The sequence below is a fragment of the Methanocalculus sp. genome (assembly GCF_029762515.1).
Classification (GTDB): Archaea; Halobacteriota; Methanomicrobia; order Methanomicrobiales; family Methanocorpusculaceae; genus Methanocalculus.
The window spans coordinates 1-1,692 of record NZ_JARVGN010000460.1 but is presented as its reverse complement, the minus strand read 5'-3'; the positions used below and the strand labels follow the sequence as shown (position 1 = coordinate 1,692).

2 protein-coding genes are annotated in these 1,692 nt (G+C 54.7%); both read left to right on the top strand.

What is annotated here, in order from left to right:
* Positions 1-655: iron-containing alcohol dehydrogenase (locus tag QCH34_RS12165; RefSeq protein ID WP_300334525.1), on the top strand; the 655-nt coding region annotated here is incomplete at its 5' end.
* A partial coding sequence (locus tag QCH34_RS12160) for a GAF domain-containing protein (protein WP_300334523.1) occupies positions 639-1,692 on the top strand: 1,054 nt, incomplete at its 3' end. The genes QCH34_RS12165 and QCH34_RS12160, both read left to right, overlap by 17 nt.

Here is a 1,692-nt window from a genome sequence, read left to right as displayed (position 1 = left end):
CAAGACAATCATACCGGATGTCTCGCTTGTTGATCCCAATCTTCTGACGACACTGCCTCAGAAGTTCATCGGGTACTGCGGGTTTGATGCCCTTACCCATGCGATCGAGGCGTATGTCTCAACCGGGAGCTCCAGCCTGACCGACCTCCATGCCCTTGAGGCAATACGCATGATCAAGAGGGCGCTGCCGCCTGCATACCATGATAGCAAAGACAGTGAGGCAACCCGCCTGATGATGCTTGGAAGCCTTCATGCCGGCCTTGCCTTCTCTAACGCCAGCCTCGGGCTTGTGCATGCAATGGCACACCCAATCAGCGGACTCTATGATCTCCCGCATGGCGAGACCAACTCCCTCCTCCTGCCGGTAGTTATACGCTATAATTACCCCTCTGCACAGGCACGATATGACAAGATCGGAAGGATACTTGGTGCATCTGAAGAGGATATACAGGAGAATGGTGCAGAGGCGATCATAGGTGTGGTGCGCGAGCTTGCTGAAAAGGTTGGAATAACCGGCTCGCTCGGTGATCGGGGTGTACTCAGCAAGGATATCAGGACACTCTCCGATCATGCAATGGTGGATGGGTGCATCGTCACCAATCCAATCCTGCCGGAACTCGGGGAGGTCATGCGGCTCTATGAAGCGGCGCTCTGAAAGTACCCGGGAAGAACAGCTCAGGCTCCGTGAGAAGATCCTCGGGCTCGGAGAAACATCCTTTCGAAAGAGCTACTACCCTGAGCTGCGGGTCCGGCTGCTTGAATTGGAGCGATTCAGGTTCATCCTTGACCAGGTCAGTGTCGGGATTATGATCATCGATCCGGGATCCGATACTATCGTTGATCTGAATGAAGAGACCTGCCGCCTCCTCAACAAACAGCAGAAAGAACTCCGGGGCATGCGTCTTGCCGAATGTCTGGACAGGAGATCAGTTCTGCACCCGGAGATGCCGGATATTGGTGACGGGGTGGCAATCATCAGGGATCTCCCCTCACCCGATGGAGAGTCGATAACACTTGAAATAACAATGCATCATGCGATCTTTGGTGGGGAAGAGTACCGGATCGCGATCATCCGTGACATCACCAGGCAACGTGCAGCTGAACAGGCAATAATCCGGACAAAAGACATGTTCGAGTCGGTGATCAGGATCAGCGCAGTACAGGATGCCGGGGAGGAAGAGATCCTCTCTGCAACACTCGGTGAGGCAGCAAAACTCACAGAGAGCACCCATGCCTACTGTGCCATCCTCTCCCCTGATGAGAGCTTCTTCAAAATCTCCTCATCTTCAGATGATATCCCTGAAATGGCAAGGCTGTCTCCGGCAGACAGGGGCGGGCCATGGGAAGAGGTGATCAAAAGGAGAGTGCCGGTCATCGGGGGAAAATGTGGCGGCATCTGCCTCCCGATCTTCGAAGGGGACCGGGTTGTGGCGGTCATCTCACTGAGGGGAAAGCCACGGTTATATGATGAGTTTGATCTCCGGGTTGCCACCTACCTTGGGGAGGCACTCTGGCAGATTGTCCTCAGGTACAGGGCTGAGGAGAATCTCAGGCAGCTGAATGAGGAGCTTGAGGGAAGGGTAATGGAGCGGACACGCGAGCTTGCAAACCTGAATAGTGAGCTTGAGGCCTTCACCTACTCGGTATCCCATGATCTGAGGGCGCCGCTCAGGAGCATCAATGGGTTCTCTC